This window comes from Neotabrizicola paludis (assembly GCF_044142105.1).
Classification (GTDB): Bacteria; Pseudomonadota; Alphaproteobacteria; order Rhodobacterales; family Rhodobacteraceae; genus Pseudogemmobacter.
The window spans coordinates 332,185-348,817 of the sequence record NZ_JBGTYM010000001.1; the positions used below are offsets into that span (position 1 = coordinate 332,185).

The 16,633-nt window shown below is 64.3% G+C and carries 20 protein-coding genes; all 20 read left to right on the forward strand.

All coding sequences use genetic code 11. The features are described from left to right. Positions 1 to 22 precede the first annotated feature (22 nt). The 20 genes from ACED67_RS01630 to ACED67_RS01725 all read left to right on the forward strand — a co-directional run bounded on the left by ACED67_RS01630 (position 23) and on the right by ACED67_RS01725 (position 16,626). Complete coding sequence (locus ACED67_RS01630; RefSeq protein ID WP_395539734.1) at positions 23 to 817, forward strand: helix-hairpin-helix domain-containing protein; 795 nt, start codon at positions 23 to 25, stop codon at positions 815 to 817. 13 nt (positions 818 to 830) lie between these two features. Then, positions 831 to 1,061 carry a DUF5337 family protein gene (locus tag ACED67_RS01635; protein ID WP_395540452.1) on the forward strand — a complete coding sequence of 77 codons (231 nt, stop codon included), beginning with the start codon at positions 831 to 833 and terminating at the stop codon, positions 1,059 to 1,061. A gap of 9 nt (positions 1,062 to 1,070) precedes the next feature. After that, a complete protein-coding gene (gene nuoF, locus ACED67_RS01640) occupies positions 1,071 to 2,366 on the forward strand; it encodes an NADH-quinone oxidoreductase subunit NuoF (protein WP_395539735.1) in 1,296 nt (431 codons plus the stop codon). Then, entirely contained in the window at positions 2,366 to 2,725 is a 360-nt protein-coding gene (locus tag ACED67_RS01645) for a hypothetical protein (protein ID WP_395539737.1), read from the forward strand. The genes nuoF and ACED67_RS01645 overlap by 1 nt, the downstream gene beginning before the upstream one ends. Continuing rightward, a complete protein-coding gene (locus ACED67_RS01650; RefSeq protein ID WP_395539739.1) occupies positions 2,722 to 3,096 on the forward strand; it encodes a hypothetical protein in 375 nt (124 codons plus the stop codon). Before ACED67_RS01645 ends, ACED67_RS01650 begins: the two co-directional genes overlap by 4 nt. A gap of 155 nt (positions 3,097 to 3,251) precedes the next feature. Continuing rightward, positions 3,252 to 3,656 (forward strand): DUF5333 domain-containing protein, encoded by a 405-nt coding sequence (locus tag ACED67_RS01655; RefSeq protein ID WP_395539740.1) that lies wholly within the window; start codon positions 3,252 to 3,254, stop codon positions 3,654 to 3,656. Then, entirely contained in the window at positions 3,653 to 4,153 is a 501-nt protein-coding gene (locus ACED67_RS01660) for a DUF3291 domain-containing protein (protein WP_395539741.1), read from the forward strand. The genes ACED67_RS01655 and ACED67_RS01660 overlap by 4 nt, the downstream gene beginning before the upstream one ends. 4 nt (positions 4,154 to 4,157) lie before the next feature. Further along, positions 4,158 to 6,176: an NADH-quinone oxidoreductase subunit NuoG gene (gene nuoG, locus ACED67_RS01665; RefSeq protein ID WP_395539743.1), complete on the forward strand. Its 2,019-nt coding sequence runs from the start codon at positions 4,158 to 4,160 to the stop codon at positions 6,174 to 6,176. A gap of 5 nt (positions 6,177 to 6,181) precedes the next feature. Continuing rightward, positions 6,182 to 6,583 (forward strand): YNQ4 family lipoprotein, encoded by a 402-nt coding sequence (locus ACED67_RS01670; protein WP_395539745.1) that lies wholly within the window; start codon positions 6,182 to 6,184, stop codon positions 6,581 to 6,583. Positions 6,584 to 6,593: 10 nt separating this feature from the next. Continuing rightward, entirely contained in the window at positions 6,594 to 7,631 is a 1,038-nt protein-coding gene (gene nuoH / locus ACED67_RS01675) for an NADH-quinone oxidoreductase subunit NuoH (RefSeq protein ID WP_395539747.1), read from the forward strand. Positions 7,632 to 7,636: 5 nt separating this feature from the next. After that, positions 7,637 to 8,131: an NADH-quinone oxidoreductase subunit NuoI gene (gene nuoI / locus ACED67_RS01680; protein ID WP_395539748.1), complete on the forward strand. Its 495-nt coding sequence runs from the start codon at positions 7,637 to 7,639 to the stop codon at positions 8,129 to 8,131. Between the two features lie 9 nt (positions 8,132 to 8,140). Further along, the gene (locus ACED67_RS01685) at positions 8,141 to 8,668 is read left to right on the forward strand and encodes a hypothetical protein (protein WP_395539750.1); all 528 of its coding nucleotides are present in this window, start codon (positions 8,141 to 8,143) and stop codon (positions 8,666 to 8,668) included. After that, positions 8,665 to 9,075, forward strand: coding sequence for a carboxymuconolactone decarboxylase family protein (locus ACED67_RS01690; RefSeq protein WP_395539751.1), 411 nt, complete (start codon positions 8,665 to 8,667; stop codon positions 9,073 to 9,075). Before ACED67_RS01685 ends, ACED67_RS01690 begins: the two co-directional genes overlap by 4 nt. Further along, positions 9,072 to 9,680, forward strand: coding sequence for an NADH-quinone oxidoreductase subunit J (locus ACED67_RS01695; protein ID WP_395539753.1), 609 nt, complete (start codon positions 9,072 to 9,074; stop codon positions 9,678 to 9,680). The genes ACED67_RS01690 and ACED67_RS01695 overlap by 4 nt, the downstream gene beginning before the upstream one ends. Positions 9,681 to 9,725: 45 nt before the next feature. Continuing rightward, entirely contained in the window at positions 9,726 to 10,304 is a 579-nt protein-coding gene (locus ACED67_RS01700) for a hypothetical protein (RefSeq protein ID WP_395539754.1), read from the forward strand. Positions 10,305 to 10,371: 67 nt separating this feature from the next. Further along, positions 10,372 to 10,677 (forward strand): NADH-quinone oxidoreductase subunit NuoK, encoded by a 306-nt coding sequence (gene nuoK, locus ACED67_RS01705; RefSeq protein WP_395539756.1) that lies wholly within the window; start codon positions 10,372 to 10,374, stop codon positions 10,675 to 10,677. Between the two features lie 5 nt (positions 10,678 to 10,682). Next, positions 10,683 to 12,896 (forward strand): NADH-quinone oxidoreductase subunit L, encoded by a 2,214-nt coding sequence (gene nuoL / locus ACED67_RS01710; RefSeq protein ID WP_395539757.1) that lies wholly within the window; start codon positions 10,683 to 10,685, stop codon positions 12,894 to 12,896. A gap of 14 nt (positions 12,897 to 12,910) precedes the next feature. Continuing rightward, complete coding sequence (locus ACED67_RS01715; RefSeq protein WP_395539758.1) at positions 12,911 to 14,449, forward strand: NADH-quinone oxidoreductase subunit M; 1,539 nt, start codon at positions 12,911 to 12,913, stop codon at positions 14,447 to 14,449. A 10-nt stretch (positions 14,450 to 14,459) separates the two neighbouring features. Further along, on the forward strand, positions 14,460 to 15,896 hold the full coding sequence (nuoN, locus tag ACED67_RS01720; protein WP_395539759.1) for an NADH-quinone oxidoreductase subunit NuoN: 1,437 nt from the start codon (positions 14,460 to 14,462) through the stop codon (positions 15,894 to 15,896). After that, positions 15,886 to 16,626, forward strand: coding sequence for a biotin--[acetyl-CoA-carboxylase] ligase (locus ACED67_RS01725; protein ID WP_508436214.1), 741 nt, complete (start codon positions 15,886 to 15,888; stop codon positions 16,624 to 16,626). The genes nuoN and ACED67_RS01725 overlap by 11 nt, the downstream gene beginning before the upstream one ends. Positions 16,627 to 16,633 lie beyond the last annotated feature (7 nt).

Sequence of the window (16,633 nt, forward strand, 5' to 3'; positions counted from 1 at the left end):
TCAGGGAAGGGAGTAAGCGCGAATGACCGCAGCCAAGTCCTCGAACAGCCGCTATGTCTGGGCCGCAGTCTGCGGTCTGCTTGCCTTTGTTCTGGCCAAACTGGCCCTGCATCACGGTTTCTGGCTTGCGGTGCTGATCGGGATCGTGGTGGCGGTGATCGTCCTGCTGCTGGCCGTGGTCTTCGCTGGCCGGGAACCGGTGGAATTCGCGGGCGCATCCGCGCCTGACCAGCCGGAAGCTGCCCCGTCCGTTGCCCCCGCCATGCCTTTCTCGACGCCGAACCCGCCCGCCCCGCCCGAGATGACGACGGCGGCCGCGCCTGTGCCCCCCGCGCCAGAGCCTGTGCCAGAACCTGCGCCTGTGCCAGAACGGGCTGCGGAGCCTGTGGCCATCAGCGCGCCCTTGGACGCGGCGGCCCCTGCGCCGAAACCCGCAGCCGCATCGCGGGCCAAGGCGGCAGTCAAGCCCAAGGTGGCCGCGCCGGCAAAGGCGAAAGCCGCGCCCAAGCCCAAGGTGGCCAAGGCAAAGCCCTATGACGGCCCGTCCAAGCTTGCCGCGCCGCGTGGTGGCAAGGCTGACGATCTCAAGGAAATCGAGGGCATCGGCCCGGCGCTGGAAGCGCAGATCAACGGCATGGGCGTCTGGCATTTCGACCAGATTGCCGAATGGACCGACCAGGACGTGGCCTGGATCGACGGGGAGATGGCCCGTTTCAAGGGCCGCATCGCCCGCGACCGCTGGGTCGCGCAGGCGAAGATCATCGTGACGGACGGGCTTGAGGCGTTCCGCGAACGCGCCAAGACCAATGACTACTGAGGTGAAGTCGAAGATGCGCAAGCCGCAAGGGCAGGGGCCGGAGAAGGACAGATGGGCAGGGCAGGCACGCCTTGTCGCCATCGTCATCGCCGTGACCATGCTGGGCTGGATGGGCGCGCAATGGCTGGGCGGGCATTTCGGGTGGGATACCCGCTATGCCTTCCTCTTCGACTTCGCCGCCCTGGCCGCGTTCTTCTGGGCGCTGGTCGTGACCTACCAGATCTGGCGCGCGCGCCGGGGATAAGGAAGTAAGATGCTCAAGGATCAGGACCGGATCTTCACCAATCTTTACGGGATGCATGACCGCAGCCTGAAAGGCGCTATGAAGCGCGGCCATTGGGATGGCACAGCCGAGATCATCCAGCGCGGCCGCGACACGATCATCGAGCAGGTCAAGGCCTCGGGTCTGCGCGGGCGCGGCGGCGCGGGCTTCCCGACTGGGCTGAAATGGTCCTTCATGCCCAAGCAATCGGATGGCCGCCCGTCCTATCTGGTGATCAATGCCGACGAGTCGGAGCCGGGCACCTGCAAGGACCGCGAGATCATGCGGCATGACCCCCATACGCTGATCGAAGGGGCGCTGATCGCCAGTTTCGCGATGGGGGCGAACACCTGCTACATCTATCTGCGCGGCGAATACATCCGCGAGCGCGAGGCGCTGCAGGCGGCGATCGACGAATGCTATGACGCGGGGCTTCTGGGCAAGAATGCCGCCAAGTCGGGCTGGGATTTCGACTGCTACCTGCATCACGGCGCGGGCGCCTATATCTGCGGCGAGGAAACCGCCCTTCTGGAAAGCCTTGAGGGCAAGAAGGGCATGCCGCGGATGAAGCCGCCCTTCCCGGCGGGCTCGGGCCTGTATGGTTGCCCGACCACGGTGAACAACGTCGAGTCCATCGCCGTCGTGCCGACGATCCTGCGCCGAGGCGCGGAATGGTTCGCCTCGTTCGGGCGGCCGAACAACACCGGGACCAAGCTCTTCGGCATTTCGGGCCATGTGAATGCGCCCTGCGTCGTCGAAGAGGCGATGTCGATCCCGCTGAAGCAATTGCTTGAAGAGCATTGCGGCGGCGTGCGCGGCGGCTGGAAGAACCTCAAGGCGGTGATCCCGGGCGGGTCGTCGGTGCCGCTCTTGACCGCGTCGCAATGCGACGATGCGATCATGGATTTCGACTGGCTGCGCGAGCAGCGCTCGGGCCTGGGCACGGCGGCGGTGATCGTGATGGATCAGTCGACCGATGTGATCAAGGCGATCTGGCGGCTGTCGAAATTCTACAAGCACGAATCCTGCGGCCAGTGCACGCCCTGCCGCGAAGGCACGGGCTGGATGATGCGGGTCATGGACCGGCTGGTGAAGGGCGAGGCCGAGGTCGAGGAAATCGACATGCTTCTGTCGGTGACCAAGCAGGTCGAGGGCCATACGATCTGCGCCCTTGGCGATGCGGCGGCCTGGCCGATCCAGGGCCTGATCCGGGCCTTCCGCGACGAGATCGAGGACCGGATCAAGGCCAAGCGCACCGGCCGTATCTCGGCTGTGGCGGCCGAGTGATGCTGCGTGCCCTTCTTCTTGCGGCTTTCCTGATGCCCGGCGGTTTGCCCGCCCGGGCCGAGGGCGAGCCTGTCAAGACGGAAGGGGCGGGCGAAGCCGAGGCGGTGGATCCGGGCTATGTGGCGGTGCCGCTGGCGGTTGCCGGGACGGATTATACCGCCGAAGTCAGCCAGAAGGACAATGCCCCCGCCGATCTGCGGCTGCGCCGCACGGATGGGGAAAGCATGGCCGATCAGGGCTATGTCGTGGCTGAACTGGGCCGCGACGCGTGCCACGAGGTCGGGCTGAGCTTTGACGACGGATTGCCGCCGATGCTGGCGGCGGATGGCAGCTGGACCGTGGCGGGGGGCTGTAAATGACCGTGCCCGTGCGTCTGGCCCCTGTTGCATCGGCGTTGGCGCTCGCGGCCTGCGTGGCGCCTTCGGTTGCGTCGCGGGACGGACAGGCACGGTCGGGCGATCACCAGGTCATGGTCGGGACCGAGGCGTTCCTCGCCCGCGTGGTGCCGGATGCGCCGGGGCTGATGCTGACAGCGGCGGGGGCAAAGCCCGTGGCGGGCCAGGCCGTGGCGGTGACGCGGGCGGCAGGGCGAATGGCCTTCGACGAGGGCGCGCTGGCCAAGAAGGCGGCGCGTGAGGGTTGCCTTGCGGCAGGCGGGCGTTTTCAGGAAACCGCCATCGGCGGCTACCAGGCGGCGGGCGCCTGGCTGTTCCGGGGGGCCTGCGCATGACGGCTTTCACGAAAGATTTCAGCCTGCGCGGCGCTTCGCAACAGCACGGGGTCGTGCTTTCCCATGGGCTTGCGCTTTTGGCAGAATGCCCCGGCCCGGGCGCGCGGGGGGCAGCCCCGGTGTCTGCGGGCAGAGCAGCACACGGAGCTTCTGCCATGAAACGACTTCTTCTGACCCTGGCCCTTTCGGCCGGTCTTGCCGCGCCCGCCCTGGCGATGGAGCCGCTGAACCAGGAAAAGCACATCAATGACAGCCTGCGCGCCGGCCGCATCGGCGACGTGATCCGCAAGACCTGCCCGACCATCTCGGCCCGCATGTTCGTGGTCTGGTCGAAGGTCGAGGATCTCAAGCAATACGCGCTGGACAAGGGCTACAAGCGCGACGAGGTCGAAGCTTTCCTGAAAAGCCGGACCGAGAAGAACCGCCTCAAGGCCGAGGCTGACGCCTATCTCAAGGCCGCAGGCGCGGTCGAGGGCGACCCGCAAAGCTATTGCGCGGTGGGCGAGGCCGAGATCGCCAAGGGCACGCTGGTCGGCAGCCTGTTGCGGAGCAGCAAATGACGCCAGCCGGTATGCATCTGGCCGAGTTGAACGTGGGCCGCCTGCTGGCGCCCACGGACGACCCGCGCGTGGCCGAGTTCATGGCCGCGCTGGACCGGGTCAACGGCTTGGGCAAGCGCATGCCGGGTTTCGTCTGGATGATGGAAGGCTCGGGCGAACCGGGCACGGGCAATACCGAGGCGAAGATCGAGGGCGATCCGCAGTTCGTGACGAACCTGACGGTCTGGGAAAGCGTCGAGACGCTGGAGCATTTCGTCTGGAACACCGTGCATCGCGCGTTCTATGAGCGGCGGGCGGAATGGTTCGAGGTTCTGGGACGCATGCATTTCGTCATGTGGTGGGTGCCCGCCGGGCACAGGCCGACATTGGACGAGGCTTTGGAGCGGCTTGCGCATCTGCAGGCCAACGGAGACAGCGACCGGGCCTTCGGCTGGTCGTATCTGAAAGAGGCGCGGCTGTGGAGAGACCATGGTTGCGCCAGACACGCGGCGGAGTAGCGGGATGTCGAACCTCAAGAAGATCAATATCGACGGCATCGAGGTCGAGGTCGATGGCGCGATGACCATCATCCAGGCGGCCGAAGTTGCCGGGATCGAGATTCCGCGCTTCTGCTACCATGAGCGGCTGTCGATCGCCGGCAATTGCCGGATGTGTCTGGTTGAGGTGGTGGGCGGCCCGCCCAAGCCCGCCGCAAGCTGCGCGATGCAGGTGCGCGACCTGCGCCCCGGCCCGAATGGCGAGGCGCCGGTGGTCAAAACCACCAGCCCGATGGTCAAGAAGGCCCGCGAGGGCGTGATGGAATTCCTGCTGATCAACCATCCGCTCGACTGCCCGATCTGCGACCAGGGCGGCGAATGCGACCTGCAGGATCAGGCCATGGCTTACGGCGTCGATTTCAGCCGCTACCGCGAGCCGAAGCGCGCGAGCGAAGACCTGAACCTCGGCCCGCTGGTCGAGACCAAGATGACGCGCTGCATCTCCTGCACCCGCTGCGTCCGCTTCACCACCGAGGTTGCCGGTATCACCCAGATGGGCCAGACCGGGCGCGGCGAGGATAGCGAGATCACCTCCTATCTGAACGAGACGCTGAATTCGAACCTGCAGGGCAATATCATCGACCTGTGCCCAGTCGGCGCGCTGACCTCGAAGCCCTATGCCTTCACCGCCCGGCCCTGGGAATTGACCAAGACGGAATCCGTCGACGTGATGGATGCGCTGGGGTCGAACATCCGCATCGACACCAAGGGCCGCGAAGTCATGCGCATCCTGCCGCGCAACCATGACGGCGTGAACGAGGAATGGATTTCCGACAAGAGCCGCTTCATCTGGGACGGTCTGCGCCGCCAGCGGCTGGACACGCCCTATGTGCGTGAGAACGGCAGGCTGCGGAAGGCGAGCTGGGGCGAGGCGCTGGAGAAGGCGGCTGCCGCGATAAAGGGCAAGAAGGTGGTCGGTCTGGTCGGCGATCTGGCCCCGGTCGAGGCGGTCTACAGCCTGAAGCAATTGGTCGAAGCTCTGGGCGGCAAGGTCGAGTGCCGCACCGATGGCGCGCGGCTGCCCGTCGGCAATCGTTCGGGCTATGTTGGCACTGCCAAGATTGAAGATATCGACGCTGCCAAGGGCGTTCTCCTGATCGGCACCAATCCGCGGCTTGAAAGCCCGGTGCTGAACGCGCGCATCCGCAAGGCCTGGGCCAATGGTGCCGTGGTCGGGCTGATCGGCGAGGCCGCCGATCTGACCTATGACTATCATCACTTCGGTACTGACCGGGCCGCGCTGGTCCAGCATCTGGACCTGGCCCGTCGCGAGAAGGGCAAGGGTCCGGGCGTGGTGATCGTGGGGCAGGGTGCGTTGAACGAGGCCGATGGCGAGGCGGTTCTGGCCCATGCCATGGCGATTGCCGAGGCGCAGGAAGCAAAGATTCTGGTCCTGCACACGGCGGCCAGCCGGGTGGGTGCGATGGATGTGGGCGCGGTGACCGAGGGCGGCCTTGCGGCGGCGACCGAAGGGGCCGAGGTGATCTACAATCTGGGCGCGGACGAGGTGGAAATCGCCGCCGGTCCCTTCGTGATCTATCAGGGCAGCCATGGCGATCGTGGCGCGAACCGCGCCGATGTGATCCTGCCGGGCGCCGCCTGGACCGAGGAGAACGGCCTGTTCGTCAACACCGAGGGGCGGCCCCAGCTGGCCTTCCGCGCTGGTTTCGCGCCGGGTGAGGCCAAGGAGAACTGGGCGATCCTGCGGGCCCTGTCGGCGGAACTGGGCGCGCAGCTGCCCTGGGACAGCCTGGCCGGGCTGCGGGCGGCGCTGGTGGCGGCGCATCCGCATCTGGCGCGGATTGACGAAGTGGCAGAGAACGCCTGGACGGCGCTTGAGGTGCGGGCGCCGGGCAAGGCAAACTTCCGCAACGCGATCAAGGACTTCTACCTGACCAACCCGGTGGCGCGTGCCAGCGCCGTGATGGCGGAGCTTTCCGCCATGGCCAAGGCGCGAGTCGCGCCGAAAATGGCGGCCGAGTAACCGGGATGCGTCAGGGCCTGGTCCTTGCACAGGCGATTGCGATCGTGGCGACGGTCGGGGCTTGCGCCGGGGGCGAGGAGCGGACTACAGGTCCGCAACGCGTCGAATACAAAGGGATCGAGACGATCCTCTTGGACGGCGAGATGGTGAATTTCCGCGTGGCCATGACGGGCGCGCGGAGTGAGGCGGATGTCGAGGACTATGGCCGTTGCGCGGCCGCCCAATATGCGCTGATCCGGGGGTTCGGGTTCGCGCGTCATGTGCGGACGCAGGTGGGCAAGTCAGGCGATCTGTGGAAGGGCGACGCGGTCTATCTGATCTCGGCGGCCCTGCCACGGGGGACAAGAACGATTGACGCCGAAGTGACGGTGCGTAACTGCGGCGAGTTGGGCATACCGACGGTTTAAGGGACGGCAGATGGACGGATTTTTCGACACAACCTTCGGGACGGCGGTCCTCTTGATCCTGCAAAGCCTTGCGGTGGTCGCCTTCGTCATGGGGTCGCTGATCTTCATGGTCTATGGCGACCGCAAGATCTGGGCGGCGGTGCAGATGCGGCGCGGGCCGAACGTGGTTGGTCCCTGGGGCCTGCTGCAGACCTTCGCCGACGCGCTGAAATATGTCGTCAAGGAAATCGTCGTGCCCGCGGGCGTGGACCGGGCGGTCTATTTCCTGGCGCCACTTCTGTCCTTCGTGCTGGCGCTTCTGGCCTTTGCGGTGATCCCCTTCGACGAAGGCTGGGTGCTGGCCGATATCAACGTCGCGATCCTGTTCGTCTTCGCCGTCTCCTCGCTCGAGGTCTATGGCGTGATCATGGGCGGCTGGGGCTCGAACTCGAAATATGCCTTCCTGGGCGGGCTGCGGTCCGCCGCGCAGATGATTTCCTACGAGGTCTCGCTGGGGCTGATCATCATCGGTCTGATCATCTCGACCGGATCGATGAACCTGTCGGCCATCGTCGCCGCGCAGGATACCGGCTATGGCATCCTGGGCTGGTATTGGCTGCCGCATTTCCCGGTCCTGGTGATGTTCTTCATCTCGGCGCTTGCGGAAACCAACCGCCCGCCCTTCGACCTGCCCGAAGCGGAATCGGAACTGGTCGCGGGCTTCATGGTGGAATATTCCTCGACCCCGTACCTGCTGTTCATGGCGGGCGAATATATCGCCATCTTCCTGATGTGCGCGCTGCTGTCAGTCTTCTTCTTCGGCGGCTGGCTGTCGCCCATTCCGGGCATCGCCGATGGCTGGTGGTGGATGGTGGCCAAGATGTGGGCCTGGTTCTTCATGTTCGCCATGGTGAAGGCCATCGTGCCGCGCTACCGCTATGACCAGCTGATGCGGATCGGCTGGAAGGTCTTCCTGCCCCTGTCGCTGGGCTGGGTGGTGATCGTGGCGTTCCTGGCGAAATTTGAAGTTCTCGGCGGCTTCTGGGCCCGCTGGGCCATCGGAGGCTGAGGCAAATGGCAAATATCGACTGGACCCGCGCCACGCGCTATTTCCTGATGGTGGATTTCATCAAGGGCTTCGCCCTGGGCATGAAATACTTCTTCGCGCCGAAGCCGACGCTGAATTATCCGCATGAAAAGGGGCCGCTCAGCCCTCGCTTCCGGGGCGAGCACGCGCTGCGCCGCTATCCCAATGGCGAGGAACGCTGCATTGCCTGCAAGCTCTGCGAGGCGATCTGTCCGGCCCAGGCGATCACCATCGATGCCGAGCCACGCGAGGATGGCAGCCGCCGCACCAGGCGCTATGACATCGACATGACGAAATGCATCTATTGCGGCTTCTGCCAGGAAGCCTGCCCGGTGGATGCGATTGTCGAAGGGCCGAATTTCGAATTCTCGACCGAGACCCGCGAAGAGCTGTTCTACACCAAGGAGAAGCTCTTGGCGAACGGCGCCCGCTGGGAGGCCGAGATCGCCCGCAACCTTGAGCTTGACGCTCCCTATCGCTGAGGACGGGGCATGAGCCGGATCGAAAGCGCGCTTTTCGGAGGGGTGGCAGGGGCCGCGGTGCTGGGCATCGGGCTGCTGACCGGCCTTTCTTCGGGTGCGCCTGGTCCGGGAGGGCCGGAAGGTCCGGCGGGTGTGCAGGGGGCCATCGGTCCGCGCGGGGATGCAGGGCCGGCCGGGCCCTCGGGTCCGGCAGGGCCGGAAGGGACACAGGGTCCGGCAGGGCCTTCGGGTCCGGGCGGGCCGCAGGGCGAGCCGGGGCCGCAGGGCGCCGTCGGCCCGGCGGGCCCGCAGGGCGAACCCGGGCCGCAGGGCAGCGCGGGCGCGGGCGATCTGGGCGCGGATGCGGTGATCCTGGTCAAAGGCAGCGCCGCCTGTCCCGAGGGTTGGGTGGCGGGTGGCCAGGTGCGGCTTCTGACCTCGCCCGATTATGTCATGGGCGGCGAACAGACGCCGACCAATCCCGGGGTGATGACCACCTCGACCATGGATTGGGCCAATGTGAATTACTTCCTTTGCACGAAGGGGCCGGGGCAATGACCGAGGCCTATGCCAAGATGATCCAGCAGATGATGGAAAGCGGTCAGGAGATGATGCGCGCCTTCAACCCGGCGCTGGAAAACCTGCAGGTCGGGGGCTTTGACAAGATCTTCCCGACCATGCCCGCCAATATGATGGAAATGTGGTTCGGCAAGACCTTCAACCGCGAAGGGCTGGATTCCAAGACACGGCTTCTGGTCACCATCGCGGCGCTGACGGTGCTGGGTGCCCAGGCCGAGCCGCAGCTGAAACTGACCGTGCGCCATGCGCTGGAAGCCGGGGCCACGGAACGCGAGATCGCCGAGGTGATCTGGCAGATGAGCATGTTCGGCGGCCTGCCCGCCATGCAGAAGGCGCTGGAGGCCGCACAGGCCGTCTTTGCCGAAAAGAAGGATGGAACCCCATGACGGTCGCCGATTACACCTTTTACCTCTTCGCAGTGATCGCGGTCGTCGCGGGGCTCATGGTCACGGTCGCCCGTAACCCGGTTCATTCGGTCCTGTGGCTGATCCTCACCTTCCTGTCGGCCTCGGGGCTGATGGTGCTGATGGGGGCGGAATTCGTCGCCATGCTGCTGATGATCGTCTATGTCGGCGCGGTGGCGGTGCTGTTCCTGTTCGTCGTGATGATGCTGGACGTCGATTTCGCCGCGCTGAAGGGCGAGATGGCCCGCGCCATGCCGCTGGGCCTGTTGATCGGCGTGGTGCTGATCATGCAGATCTCGATGGGCCTTGGCGCCTGGACCACGGCCGAGGGCGCTAGCGCGCTGCATGCGGCGCCGCTGCCGGAAGGCACTGACAATGCCCGTGCACTGGGCCTGCTGCTTTATGACAAGTACATCTATCTGTTCCAGGCCGCGGGCATGATCCTGCTGGTCGCCATGATCGGGGCGATCCTGCTGACGCTGCGCCACCGCAAGGACATCAAGCGCCAGAACGTGCTGGCCCAGATGTGGCGCGACCCGGCCAAGGCGATGGAGCTGAAGGACGTGAAACCGGGGCAGGGGCTGTGATGGGCCATGACGAGTTCTTCGTGCTTCAGCTTGGGTCGGAGGAAAATGTTGTCGCTGATCGCAGCGACATTCAAGCCTCGAATTCTTCTTTGTTTTGTTGTACTTGGGGTGGCGGCCTGCGTGGAGCCCGGCTCGGAATTCCGCTGCGACTACGGCTGTACAACTTCGCTGCCGGTTCTCGATGAAGGTGATGGCTTGATCAGCTTTTCTACCACCACATCCACCGACACGGGCTCGTTCGGGTACGGATTGGCGCTGGTTCGCTGCGCGAACGGCCGAGCAGTTACGGTCGATCAATACGCAGACTTCATGGAAAAAAAGCTGCTTCAAGAGGATGTTGAGACGTTCCGAAAGCAAAGGGGCCTGTCCGACGTCAACGGACTTTGGAAAATGGTCAGCGACAGAGGTTACAAACCTCGGTTGATCCAGATTTATTCTGACGACAAGGACACTGCAAAGCAGTGCAGGAAGTTCTACCCGAAGGTCGCTCGGTCCTGGCCAGACAAGACTGCTGAACAGCTAGCAGAAGAAAAAGCACGCCAAGAGTTCTGGGCAGATCCGAAGAACATCAAGGCACTGCGGGATTTGGTTGGTGTAACCGTTGTGGACGATCCGCCCAAATGAAATGGGTAGGGTGGGGTTCCACCCCACCGAGAAACGAAAAGGCCAGCAGGCCACGAGGGACTGAACGATGATCGGACTTGAACATTACCTGACGGTGGCGGCGGCGCTGTTCGTCATCGGCATTTTCGGGATCTTCCTGAACCGGAAGAACGTGATCGTCATCCTGATGTCGATCGAGTTGATGCTTCTGGCCGTGAACCTGAACCTCGTCGCCTTCTCGTCCTATTCGGGCGATCTGGTGGGGCAGGTCTTCACCCTCTTCGTGCTGACGGTGGCCGCGGCCGAGGCCGCGATCGGCCTGGCGATCCTTGTCGTCTTCTTCCGCAACCGCGGAACGATCGACGTCGAGGACGTGAATGTGATGAAAGGCTAAGGGACATGGCGACGATCATCCTTCTTGCTCCTCTGATCGGGGCCATTATCTGCGGCTTTGGCTGGCGCATCATCGGCGAGCGTGCGGGACAGGTGCTGACCACCTCGCTGGTCTTCCTGGCTGCCGCGCTGTCCTGGATCATCTTCCTGACCTTCGACGGCGAGACCCAGCATATCCACCTTCTCGACTGGGTGCAGTCGGGCAGCCTGGACAGCGCCTGGCAGATCCGCATCGACCGGCTGACCGCGATCATGCTGGTTGTCGTCAACTCGGTCTCGGCGCTGGTGCATCTGTATTCGTTCGGCTACATGGCGCATGACGAGAACTGGCATGAGGGCGAGCATTACAAGGCCCGCTTCTTCGCCTATCTGTCCTTCTTCACCTTCGCCATGTTGACGCTGGTAACATCGGACAACCTGATCCAGATGTTCTTTGGCTGGGAAGGCGTGGGCGTCGCGTCCTATCTGCTGATCGGCTTCTACTACCGCAAGCCCTCGGCGAATGCCGCCGCGATCAAGGCCTTTGTGGTGAACCGGGTCGGTGACTTCGGCTTCTGTCTTGGCATCTTCGCGCTGTACTATCTGACCGACTCGGTCAAGTTCGACGATATCTTCGCCGCCGCGCCCGCCTTGCAGAACACCACGCTTGGATTCCTCTGGGGCGAGTGGAATGCCGCGAACCTGATCGGCGTCCTTTTGTTCATTGGCGCGATGGGCAAATCGGCGCAGCTGCTCCTGCACACCTGGCTGCCCGACGCGATGGAAGGCCCGACGCCGGTTTCGGCGCTGATCCATGCCGCGACCATGGTGACGGCGGGGGTGTTCCTGGTCTGCCGGATGTCGCCGCTTTATGAATTCGCGCCCGCCGCGACGGCCTTCATCACCGTTCTGGGCGCCACGACCGCCTTCTTCGCGGCGACCGTGGGTCTGGTGCAGAATGACATCAAACGCGTCATCGCCTATTCGACCTGTTCGCAGCTGGGCTACATGTTCGTCGCCGCAGGCTCGGGCGTCTATTCGGTGGCGATGTTCCACCTCTTCACCCACGCCTTCTTTAAGGCGATGCTGTTCCTGGGCGCCGGATCTGTCATCCATGCGACGCATCACGAGCAGGACATGCGGAACTATGGCGGGCTGCGCAAACAGATCCCGCTGACCTTCTGGGCGATGATGATCGGCACGCTGGCCATCACCGGCGTCGGCATTCCGCTGACCCATTTCGGCTTTGCCGGCTTCCTGTCGAAGGATGCGGTGATCGAAAGCGCCTTTGCGGGCGGCAGCATGTACGCCTTCTGGCTTCTGGTGATCGCGGCCTGCTTCACCAGCTTCTATTCCTGGCGCCTGATGTTCCTGACCTTCTACGGTGAAAGCCGCGCGCAGGGTCATGGCCACGGCCATCACGGCCACGGCCACGATGACCACGGCCATGGCGAGCATACGCCGCATGAAAGCCCGATGGTCATGCTGGTCCCGCTGGGCGTGCTTGCCCTGGGGGCAATGTTCTCGGGGATGCTGTGGTACAACGTGTTCTTCGGTGACGAGGCCAAGCTGCGGAGCTGGTTCGGCATGGAAGCCGTGGCCGAGCATGGTGAAGCCACCGCCGAGCACGCGACCGAAGCCGCTCCGGCCACAGGGGTCGCGACCGAGACGGCTGCAACCGAACCTGCCGCCACCGCGCCGGTCGCCACCGAAGCGGCCGAGACCGAAGCCGCTGCGGCCGAGGCAACAGTCGAGCATGGCATCGAGGGGGCACAGGCCGCCGTCGCCCCGAAAGGCGCGATCTATATAGCGGCCGACAATCATGTGATCCACGAGGCACATGAAGCGCCGAAATGGGTCAAGGTCTCGCCCTTCGTCGCCATGCTGATCGGCTTTGTCGTGGCCTGGCTGTTCTACATCAAGCGTCCCGACCTGCCGGGCCGTCTGGCTGCGGCGCAGCGTCCGCTCTACCTGTTCCTGTTGAACAAGTGGTATTTCGACGAGCTTTACGACTGGGTCTTCGTGCGGCCCGCGAAATGGTTGGGCCGGTTCCTGTGGAAAAAGGGCGACGGCACCATCATTGACGGCACGATCAACGGGGTGGCGATGGGGATCATTCCCTTCTTCACCCGCCTCGCAGGCAGGGCGCAGTCGGGATATCTGTTCCACTATGCCTTCGCCATGGTGCTGGGGATCGTGATCCTCGTCACCTGGATGACCCTTTTCGGCGGCGCCAGGTAAGGGGCGCGGGATCAATGGCACAGCAACTTCTCTCGATCATCACCTTCCTGCCGCTGGTCGCGGCTGCCATCCTGGCCCTGTTCCTGCGCGGTGACGACGCCGCCGCCAGGCAGAACGCCAAATGGCTGGCGATGTTCGCCACCATCGTGACCTTCCTTGCCTCGCTGTTCTTGCTGGCCGAGTTCGACCCGTCGAATACCGGCTTCCAGTTCGTGGTGGAAAAGCCCTGGATCCTTGGCTTCTCCTACAAGATGGGCGTCGATGGCATCTCGATCCTCTTCGTGATGCTGACCACCTTCCTCATGCCGCTGGTGATCTGGTCGGCCTGGGAGGTGGAGACCCGCGTCAAGGAATACATGATCGCTTTTCTGGTGCTGGAAACCCTGATGCTGGGCGTGTTCTGCGCGCTGGATCTGGTGCTGTTCTACCTGTTCTTCGAGGCCGGTCTGATCCCGATGTTCCTGATCATCGGCATCTGGGGCGGCAAGGAGCGCATCTACGCGGCCTTCAAGTTCTTCCTCTACACCTTCCTCGGCTCGGTGCTGATGCTGGTCGCGATGATCGCGATGTATTGGGATGCCGGTACCACCGACATCGCCAAGCTGCTGACCCATGGCTTCGCGCATGAGACGATCGGCGTCGCGGGCTTCACCATCGTCGGCGGGATGCAGACACTGCTGTTCCTGGCCTTCTTTGCCAGTTTCGCGGTGAAGATGCCGATGTGGCCGGTCCATACCTGGCTGCCCGACGCCCACGTTCAGGCGCCGACCGCAGGTTCCGTGGTTCTGGCCGCGATCCTTCTGAAGATGGGCGGCTACGGCTTCCTGCGCTTCTCGCTGCCGATGTTCCCGGTTGCGTCCGATCTGTTGTCGCCGCTGGTGTTCTGGATGTCGGCCATCGCCATCGTCTACACCTCGCTTGTGGCGCTGGCGCAAAGCGACATGAAGAAGCTGATCGCCTATTCCTCGGTCGCCCATATGGGTTACGTGACCATGGGTATCTTTGCGGCGAACCAGCAGGGCATCGACGGCGCGATCTTCCAGATGCTGTCGCATGGCTTCATCTCGGGCGCCTTGTTCCTCTGCGTCGGCGTGATCTATGACCGGATGCACACGCGCGAGATCGACGCTTATGGCGGCCTTGTGAACCGGATGCCGCGCTATGCGATGGTGTTCATGTTCTTCACCATGGCGAATGTGGGCCTGCCGGGCACAAGCGGATTCATCGGCGAGTTCCTGACGCTGATGGGAATCTTCCAGGTCAACACCTGGATCGCCACGATCGCGACCACGGGCGTCATCCTGTCGGCGGCCTATGCGCTGTGGCTTTATCGCCGCGTCGTCATGGGCGATCTGATCAAGGAAGCGCTCAAATCGATCACCGACATGACGGCGCGCGAAAAGGCGATCTTCGCGCCGCTGATCGCCATGACCCTGATCCTGGGCGTCTATCCTAAGGCCGTGACCGATATCATCGGTCCGACGGTTGCCCAGCTTGTCACCGATTACCACGCCGCCATCCCCGCCGGGGATGCCGAAGTGGCCCTGCACTGAGGACCGGACCATGACTTCCGCAGATTTCAACACCGTCCTGCCCGAGGTGATCCTGGCCCTTTTCGCCATGCTGGCGCTTCTGGGGGCGGTGTACACCGGCAAGGACAAGCTGGCCTCGTCGATCACCTGGGCCACGGCGGGGCTGTTCGTCGCGCTGGCGCTGTGGATCGGGCTGTCCTCCAGCGGCGAACGCGCGGCCTTTGGCGGCATGTTCGTCGATGATCCTTTCGCCCGCTTCGCGAAGATCATCATCCTCGTCTCTTCGGCCGCCGTGTTGATGATGTCGGAATCCTACATGTCGCGCCGCGGGCTGCTGCGGTTCGAGTTCCCCATCCTGGTCACGCTGGCCGTTCTGGGCATGTGCATGATGGTTTCCGCGGGCGACCTGATGGCGCTCTACATGGGACTCGAGCTGCAGTCGCTGGCTCTCTATGTCGTTGCGGCGCTGCGCCGGGATTCCGTCAAGTCGACCGAGGCCGGTCTGAAGTACTTCGTCCTTGGCGCGCTGTCTTCGGGCCTGCTCCTGTACGGCGCCTCGCTGGTCTATGGCTATGCCGGGACGACGCTCTTCTCGGGCATCCTGTCGACCCTGGGCGGCGAATTGCCTTTGGGGCTGCTGATCGGCCTTGTGTTCATGCTGGCCGGTCTGGCCTTCAAGATCTCGGCCGCGCCGTTCCACATGTGGACGCCGGATGTCTATGAAGGCTCGCCCACGCCAGTGACCGCCTTCTTCGCCACCGCGCCCAAGGTTGCCGCCATGGCGCTGATCGCGCGGCTGGCGCAGGATGCCTTCGGTGCCATTCCCGGCCAATGGGGCCAAGTTCTGGCGGCGCTGGCGGTGGTGTCGATGTTCCTGGGCGCCGTGGCGGCGATCGGGCAGAAAGACATCAAGCGGCTGATGGCCTATTCCTCGATCGCGCATATGGGCTATGCGCTGATCGGCCTTTCGACCGGCACGGTCGAGGGCGTGCAGGCCATGCTGGTCTATATGGCGATCTATGTGACGATGAATGTCGGCACCTTCGCCTTCATCCTGTCGATGGAGCGCGATGGCCGCCCGGTCACCGACATTGCCGGGCTGAACATGTTCTCGAAGACCGAGCCGCTGAAGGCGCTGGCGCTGTTGATCCTGATGTTCTCGCTGGCGGGCGTGCCGCCCATGGTCGGCTTCTTCGGGAAGTTCTACGTCCTGAAGGCCGCGGTCGATGCAGGCATGGTCTGGCTGGCAGTGGCGGGGGCGGTGGCCTCAGTCATCGGTGCCTTCTACTATCTGCGCATCGTCTTCTTCATGTATTTCGGCAGCCCGACCGAGCCGGTCGAAAGCCGGATGGTGCCGGTGCAATGGGCGCTGATGGTGGCGGTGGCCGCGGTCATGCTGCTGGGCGTGGTGAACCTGTTCGGGATCGAGCCGGTGGCGCGGGTCGCGGCCGAAGCCCTTGTCCGCTGAGATGGCCCAGGCGGGGCGGGTGCTGCTGGCATCGGTCGATTCGACCAATGCCGAGGGCTTCCGCCGCGCCGCAACCGCGCCGGGCGATCTGCCGCTATGGATCGTCGCACGGGAACAGACGGCAGGACGGGGGCGCCGGGCGCGGCCTTGGGCGTCGCCGCCGGGCAATTTCTACGGCTCTCTGGCGATGCGGGTCGACGGGCCAGCGGCGCAGATCGCCCTGCGCAGCTTTGCCGCCGCGCTGGCGCTGCGCGATGCCTTCGTCGCTTTGACCGGCCTTCCCCAGGTCTTCGCTCTGAAATGGCCCAATGACGTGCTGCTGAACGAGGGCAAGGTCGCCGGGATCCTCTTGGAATCCTCGGGGCCGGTCCTGTGCATCGGTATTGGCGTGAACCTGATCGGCGCGCCGCCTTTGTCGGCGGTCGAGCCCGGGGCCGTGCCCCCCGTCTCGATCCTGCAAGAGACGGGGTTGCGGATCACGCCCGAAGCCTTTCTCGACGCGCTGGCCCCGGCCTTTGCCGCGCGCGAAGCGGCGCTGGCGGCAGGAGGTTTTGCCGCGCTGCGTGACGATTGGCTCTCCAATGCCGCGCGGCTTGGCCAGCCGATCCGCGCCCGGACCGGCAATGAGACCCGCGAGGGCACATTTGAAACGGTGGATGCCGAGGGCAACCTGATCCTGCGCATGGCCTCGGGTCCGGTTGCTATCCCGGCGGCCGATGTGTTCTTCTAGCGGGGCA